This is a genomic window from Eubacterium ramulus ATCC 29099 (assembly GCF_000469345.1).
Lineage (GTDB): Bacteria > Bacillota > Clostridia > Lachnospirales > Lachnospiraceae > Eubacterium_I > Eubacterium_I ramulus.
Genome location: NZ_KI271073.1, coordinates 1 through 6346, shown reverse-complemented (window position 1 = coordinate 6346; position 6346 = coordinate 1). Strand labels below are relative to the sequence as shown.

Sequence of the window (6346 nt, the reverse complement as noted above, 5' to 3'; positions counted from 1 at the left end):
CACCAACTCCGATTGTTTCCTTAACAGTTTGTAGAACTGACCCAAAAGAGCTCGAAGGAGCTCTTTTTCCTTTTTTATAATAGTATCATTATGGTATAATAGAGACATTAAAATCGGGATTTATTAAGGAGGATATGGATGAAACTGTTTTTATGTTCGCACTTTTCAAGTGTAGGAAGTTTGATAAAAGAAGAAATTGATAACAAGAAAGTCGCATTTATTCCCACAGCTTCGCTGCGTGAAGGCTATACCGGTTATGTCGGCTCGGCTCGAAAGCTATTCAATAAACTGGGAGCAGCCGTAACGGAAATTGATATTTCAACGGAGGCTTATTTAACGATACAGTCCGTTTTTGAAGATGCGGATGTGATATATTTTACTGGTGGAAATTCTTTCTTCCTTATGAACCAGCTCCGTAAAACGGGAACAGATGAGCTATTGAAGAAAGAATTGGCAAAGGGAAAACTGATGATCGGTGAATCGGCGGGTGCGATTATATGCGCTCCAACTATCCAATATATTGAACAAATGGATGAAAAGCCGGAGGACTACTCACAAGAAGATGATGCAGGGCTTGATTTGATTGATTTCTATGTTCTTCCGCATTATCTTACAGCACCATTTAAGAAAGTTACTGAGAAAATAATGACTGAATTTTCGGATTTGAATCTATGCCCAATTAACAACCGTCAGGGAATTGTAATTGATGGTGAAGGTTCAAAGGTTATTTGCAAAGACTAATTTGAAAATTCAAGTTTGGCTGACTCACAACAATTTAATATCAAACTAATACAAGCACTTTAGCCAATAAGGTTAAGGTGCTTTTTTTGCGCCTTGAAAGGAGGTGGTAACAGCTAAACACATCGGGAAAAGCTCGATTTAATCATTACAACAGGCATTGGATTTGGTGAAAGTTTAGTAATGCTGATACTTACAGCTTTGATTGCAATCATCATTATTATCTGTGGATTCTTTATCAGCTACACAGTGTATTTCAGGTTCTTAAAGATTCTGATTATTGTGCCGCTCGGTGCGATTGCCTGTTCCACGATGGCAGGAAACAGAATGGTCAGCCATACAATGGCTACCTACTGCAAATATTTCCTGTCATGTGTGTTTGAGGCAGTAACGATGGCACTTGCGATTGTGGTATGTAATGCATTTATCAATGCAGGACTTCCGGCATTTACAGGAAGTTATGCTGACTGGGCACAGCCACTTATATATCTGTGTGAAATGACATTTACGATAGCAATGACTGTTATATTAAGTGTAGATGGTATGGCAAGAAGTTAATTTAATGTGGTATGGTGATGTAATCACGGAAAACAAATGAAATAAAGACTAAAATAAAGCTACAAAAAGAAAAAGATAAGGAGGACTGTAAAATGTCTGCTATTAATATCAATAAAAATAATTTTCAGAACGAAGTACTGAATTCCGATAAAACCGTTCTTTTAGATTTTTGGGCATCTTGGTGTGCGCCTTGCCGTATGGTAGCACCTATTGTAGAGGAGATTGCAGGTGAGCGTGGGGATATTAAAGTTGGAAAGATTAATGTAGATGAAGAGCCTGAACTGGCAAATAAGTTCAGTATTATGAGCATTCCGACTTTAGTGGTTATGAAGAATGGGAAGATTGTACAGCAGGTTTCAGGGGCGAGACCTAAGAATGCGATTTTAGAAATGCTTTAGGGAGGTGTGCTAATGGGATTTTTTGATTTCTTTAAACAGTCGAATATTAATCAAGGCATAGAAGAATATAAAAGGACTGCTGGTGCAGTTCTTCTGGATGTCCGCACTCCGCAGGAATATCAGGAAGGACATATACCAGAAAGTAAAAATGTGCCGTTGCAGCAACTAGACAATATTGTTTCTGTAGCGAAGAATAAGGATATCCCTCTGTTTGTATACTGTTATTCCGGTTCTCGGAGCCGTCAGGCAACTGGGATGTTGCAACGAATGGGATATTCTAAAGTAAATAATATCGGTGGCATTGCAGCTTACTCAGGAAAGGTGGAAAAATAAGATGAAGGTAATAATCGTAGGAGGTGTGGCAGGAGGAGCTACAGCTGCAGCAAGAATACGCAGACTGGATGAACATGCAGAAATTACTGTGTTTGAAAGATCCGGATACATATCCTATGCGAATTGTGGGCTTCCATATTATATTGGAGACGTAATCACAGACCCGGAAGAACTTACACTACAGACACCAGAGAGTTTTTTTAAACGCTTCCGTATTAACATGAAAATTCATCATGAAGTTATCTCAATACATCCCGAATGTAAAACTGTTTCAGTGAAGAATTTAGAAAACGGTGAAATATTTGAAGAATACTATGATAAGCTAATCCTCTCTCCAGGTGCAAAGCCTACACAGCCGAGACTTCCCGGAGTAGGTATTGATAAACTTTTTACACTTCGTACTGTAGAAGACACTTTTCGGATAAAGGAATATATAAATAAGAATCATCCAAAATCGGCTGTATTGGCAGGTGGCGGTTTTATTGGTCTGGAACTGGCAGAAAATTTGAGGGAGCTTGGCATGGATGTTACGATTGTCCAGCGGTCTAAGCAGCTGATGAACCCTTTTGACCCGGATATGGCATCCATGATTCATAATGAAATGAGAAAGCATGGGATAAAACTGGTACTGGGCTATACAGTAGAAGGATTTAAAGGAAAAGACAACGGAGTAGAGGTTCTGTTGAAAGATAATCCATACCTTCAGGCTGATATGGTAGTTCTGGCAATCGGAGTCACACCAGACACAGTATTAGCAAAAGAAGCCGGTCTTGAACTTGGCATTAAGGAAAGTATTGTAGTGAATGACAGAATGGAAACCTCTGTACCGGATATTTATGCTGCAGGTGATGCAGTTCAGGTAAAACATTATGTTACGGGTAATGATGCGCTGATTTCTTTGGCAGGACCAGCCAATAAACAGGGCAGAATCATCGCTGATAATATTTGTGGCGGTGATAGTCGTTACCTGGGCAGTCAGGGAAGCTCCGTTATAAAAGTGTTTGATATGACAGCAGCCACTACAGGTATCAATGAAACCAATGCCAAAAAGTCAGGATTAGAGGTAGATACAGTAATTCTTTCGCCTATGAGTCATGCCGGTTACTATCCTGGTGGAAAAGTGATGACCATAAAGGTGGTTTTTGAAAAAGAGAGCTATCGTTTGCTTGGCGCTCAGATTATTGGATATGAAGGAGTTGATAAACGTATTGATGTGCTGGCAACAGCAATTCATGCGGGGCTGAATGCAACCCAGTTGAAAGATCTGGATCTGGCATATGCACCACCTTATTCTTCTGCAAAGGATCCGGTAAACATGGCTGGATTTATGATAGACAATATTGCAAAAGGGACATTAAAGCAATGGCATTTGGAAGATATGGACAAGATTTCTAAAGATAAAGATGTGGTGTTGCTAGATGTGAGAACTGTAGGTGAATTCAGCAGGGGGCATATTGATGGATTCAAAAACATACCTGTAGATGAACTGAGAGAACGAATTAGTGAAATTGAGAAAGGAAAGCCTGTGTATCTGATATGCCAGAGTGGTCTGCGCAGTTATATTGCGAGCTGTATTCTGGAAGGAAACGGTTATGAAACGTATAATTTCTCTGGCGGATTTCGCTTCTATGATGCAGTGGTCAATGACCGTGCGCTGATTGAAAGGGCATATGCATGTGGTATGGATTATTAAAAAATAATCACGATATTTTTATAATTTTCTTATAGCATAAAAAAATCCCCCATTTATTAGAATGACTTTCATAATTCTGATAAATGGAGGATTCTTCTTTATATGTTACAGAAAAAACAGTTTTATGACCTTTGGAGTGTTTCCAGTCTTTTTGGATCAAGGATTGTGATTTTGCCGCGGGAGAGTTTGACGAGCCCCTCACCTTGAAAGTATCGAAGCATTCGAGTGATAACTTCCCTGTGGGAACCAAGATGGTTGGCGATAGTTTCGTGAGTGATTTTCAATTCATTTGTTTCTTCGATAGAGGTCTCTTCTAAAAGAAATGAAGCAACACGCTTATCCAAACTCTTCCACATGATTTGTTCAAGCAGCCACATGACATCAGAAAAACGGGTAGCCATTAACTCATTGGTATAGTTTGCGACAGGAGCAGAATCCTTCATGATGCCCTTATAGATTTCAGCAGGGATGATCCAAAGATCAGTATCTTTTTCTGCCTCAATGGTTACTTCAAATTGAATGGACCGTATGATACATGAGGCGGATAAAAGACACATATCCATATTGAACAGACGGTAAAGTGTAATCTCCCGTCCTTCATCTGATAATATATAAGTTCGAAGCTGCCCGGATTTAACCAGTAATAATCCGGTACAATCCATGTTCCCGTTGTGAATGATTGTTCCTTTTTTCACATGCTGTGTGATCAAATTGTCTGAAATTAGTTTTTTATGTGCTGTATTTAAGTTATTCCATAGTGGAAAATAATTTTCGAAGCTCATAACTGTTATCTCCTTTGCGAACATAGTATACTTGCTTTTTTAAGATGCGTCAATCGAATAATTGACATATATCATAAATGAAAACTGTATTGAAATGAAAGAGAGGGTAGCGGTGTGAAGAAAAAGAAACAATGGTATGATTATTTATGGATATGGGCGATCATTTATTTTGCTCTTGTTTTTTTAATATTTTGTTCGCCTGGTTTGGGATGATTGATTTCCTGTTGCCGTTAGGAATAGCAGTATTCGGTGGAAATAAATTTTACTGTAATCATTTGTGTGGAAAGGATGCGTCAAGGTAATGCAAGAATTATCGTGATACATCCTTTTGTATTTGGATTGATTATTTTTCTTTCTCTGCTTGTCGAAAGTGATGGATAGAATGTATAATATTGTTAATGATCCAGAGATATTTATTTTGGAAATAGCTTAATCAATTAGGAGGTATAAAATGAAAGCACATAAGTATTGGTCAATCGGAGCGTTAATTACTATGATTGGAACTTTTTATACTGGATATAAAGGATCCAAATCAGGTCATAGGTATTTTGCGTGTAGCACTCTTATATGTATGATCATGTCTATGTATACGGGACATAAAATGATTTCAGGTAATAAAAGAACAAGAAAACAGGTGGAAAACACAAAAGCGGAGGAATAGTAAATGTTAGAGTTAGGAAAAAAAGCACCAGACTTTGAATTGCCGGATCAGAATGGAGAAATGCATAAATTAAGCGATTATGCAGGAAAAAAAGTGATCTTATATTTTTATCCAAAGGATAATACACCAGGATGTACGAAGCAGGCATGTGGCTTTTCTGAGCGTTATCCACAGTTTACTGAGAAGGGAGCTGTTATTCTCGGAGTAAGCAAGGACTCTGTAGCGTCTCACAAGAGATTTGAAGAAAAATACGGACTGGCATTTACGCTATTAGCAGATCCGGAGCGTAAAGTTATTGAAGCATATGATGTCTGGAAAGAAAAGAAAAATTATGGAAAAGTATCTATGGGTGTAGTAAGAACTACATATCTTATTGATGAGCAGGGAATCATTATAAAGGCAAATGATAAAGTCAAGGCGGCAGATGATCCTGAAAATATGCTTAAGGAATTGGCATAATGAAGATTATTTTATCACCTGCAAAAAAGATGATTGTAGATACCGATAACTTAGCACCGGTTGAACTGCCTGTCTATATTGATAAGACAGCAGAAGTATTAAACTGGATGAAAAGCAAATCAAAAGAAGAACTGAAAGCTATCTGGAAATGTAATGACAAGATTGCAGAGCAGAACTTTAACAGATTGGAAAATATGGATCTTTATAACAGGCTTACACCGGCTGTTTTAGCATATGAAGGGATTGCATTTCAATATATGGCACCATCTGTGTTTGAAATCCAGCAGTTTGAGTATTTGCAAAATCATTTAAGAATCTTGTCTGCGTTTTATGGCATTTTAAAACCAATGGATGGTGTGACTCCTTATCGTCTTGAAATGCAGGCAAAGGTTGGAATTGGAGATGCAAAAAATCTGTATGAGTACTGGGGAGAATTGTTATACCGCTCAGTAATCGATGACAGTAGGATTATCATTAATCTTGCATCAAAAGAATACTCAAAATGTATAGAAAAGTATCTGACACCACAGGACAGATATATTACGATTGTATTTTGTGAGTTATCCGGAGATAAATTGGTAACAAAAGGTACCTATGCCAAGATGGCCCGTGGTGAAATGGTCAGATTCATAGCGGAAAATAATATTGAAAATCCGGTGGAGATTCAGAAATTTGACAGACTCGGATATTTGTTTAGGTCTGATTTATCTTCAGATTCAGAATA

Annotated in this window: 9 protein-coding genes; 8 read left to right on the top strand and 1 reads right to left on the bottom strand. The window is 38.0% G+C overall.

The window, feature by feature from the left end; all coding sequences use genetic code 11:
• The first annotated feature begins 138 nt into the window (after positions 1-138).
• The 5 genes from HMPREF0373_RS00515 (at position 139) to HMPREF0373_RS00495 (ending at position 3720) form a co-directional block, all read left to right on the top strand.
• Entirely contained in the window at positions 139-741 is a 603-nt protein-coding gene (locus HMPREF0373_RS00515) for a Type 1 glutamine amidotransferase-like domain-containing protein (RefSeq protein ID WP_021737564.1), read from the top strand.
• A 180-nt stretch (positions 742-921) separates the two neighbouring features.
• Positions 922-1296: a hypothetical protein gene (locus HMPREF0373_RS00510; RefSeq protein WP_021737563.1), complete on the top strand. Its 375-nt coding sequence runs from the start codon at positions 922-924 to the stop codon at positions 1294-1296.
• A 92-nt stretch (positions 1297-1388) separates the two neighbouring features.
• Positions 1389-1694: a thioredoxin gene (trxA, locus tag HMPREF0373_RS00505; protein WP_021737562.1), complete on the top strand. Its 306-nt coding sequence runs from the start codon at positions 1389-1391 to the stop codon at positions 1692-1694.
• A gap of 12 nt (positions 1695-1706) precedes the next feature.
• Positions 1707-2027, top strand: coding sequence for a rhodanese-like domain-containing protein (locus HMPREF0373_RS00500; protein WP_021737561.1), 321 nt, complete (start codon positions 1707-1709; stop codon positions 2025-2027).
• Position 2028: 1 nt separating this feature from the next.
• Positions 2029-3720 carry an FAD-dependent oxidoreductase gene (locus HMPREF0373_RS00495; RefSeq protein ID WP_021737560.1) on the top strand — a complete coding sequence of 564 codons (1692 nt, stop codon included), beginning with the start codon at positions 2029-2031 and terminating at the stop codon, positions 3718-3720.
• 122 nt (positions 3721-3842) lie between these two features.
• Here HMPREF0373_RS00495 and HMPREF0373_RS00490 read toward each other — a convergent pair whose 3' ends face one another.
• A complete protein-coding gene (locus HMPREF0373_RS00490; protein WP_242831169.1) occupies positions 3843-4502 on the bottom strand; it encodes a Crp/Fnr family transcriptional regulator in 660 nt (219 codons plus the stop codon).
• 451 nt (positions 4503-4953) lie between these two features.
• On the opposite strand from HMPREF0373_RS00490, the gene HMPREF0373_RS00485 reads away from it, so the two are divergent.
• The 3 genes from HMPREF0373_RS00485 to yaaA all read left to right on the top strand — a co-directional run.
• The gene (locus tag HMPREF0373_RS00485) at positions 4954-5163 is read left to right on the top strand and encodes a DUF6219 family protein (RefSeq protein WP_021737557.1); all 210 of its coding nucleotides are present in this window, start codon (positions 4954-4956) and stop codon (positions 5161-5163) included.
• Between the two features lie 3 nt (positions 5164-5166).
• Positions 5167-5622, top strand: coding sequence for a thioredoxin-dependent thiol peroxidase (gene bcp / locus HMPREF0373_RS00480; protein ID WP_021737556.1), 456 nt, complete (start codon positions 5167-5169; stop codon positions 5620-5622).
• Positions 5622-6346, top strand: a 725-nt coding sequence (yaaA, locus tag HMPREF0373_RS00475) for a peroxide stress protein YaaA (RefSeq protein ID WP_021737555.1), incomplete at its 3' end; no start/stop codon positions are given. The genes bcp and yaaA, both read left to right, overlap by 1 nt.

Coding starts and splice junctions, on each gene's coding strand:
- HMPREF0373_RS00500 (WP_021737561.1), top strand. CDS start 1,707: ATGGGATTTTTTGATTTCTTTAAACAGTCGAATATTAATCAAGGCATA.
- HMPREF0373_RS00495 (WP_021737560.1), top strand. CDS start 2,029: ATGAAGGTAATAATCGTAGGAGGTGTGGCAGGAGGAGCTACAGCTGCA.
- bcp (WP_021737556.1), top strand. CDS start 5,167: ATGTTAGAGTTAGGAAAAAAAGCACCAGACTTTGAATTGCCGGATCAG.
- HMPREF0373_RS00485 (WP_021737557.1), top strand. CDS start 4,954: ATGAAAGCACATAAGTATTGGTCAATCGGAGCGTTAATTACTATGATT.
- HMPREF0373_RS00515 (WP_021737564.1), top strand. CDS start 139: ATGAAACTGTTTTTATGTTCGCACTTTTCAAGTGTAGGAAGTTTGATA.
- HMPREF0373_RS00510 (WP_021737563.1), top strand. CDS start 922: ATGCTGATACTTACAGCTTTGATTGCAATCATCATTATTATCTGTGGA.
- trxA (WP_021737562.1), top strand. CDS start 1,389: ATGTCTGCTATTAATATCAATAAAAATAATTTTCAGAACGAAGTACTG.
- HMPREF0373_RS00490 (WP_242831169.1), bottom strand. CDS start 4,502: ATGAGCTTCGAAAATTATTTTCCACTATGGAATAACTTAAATACAGCA.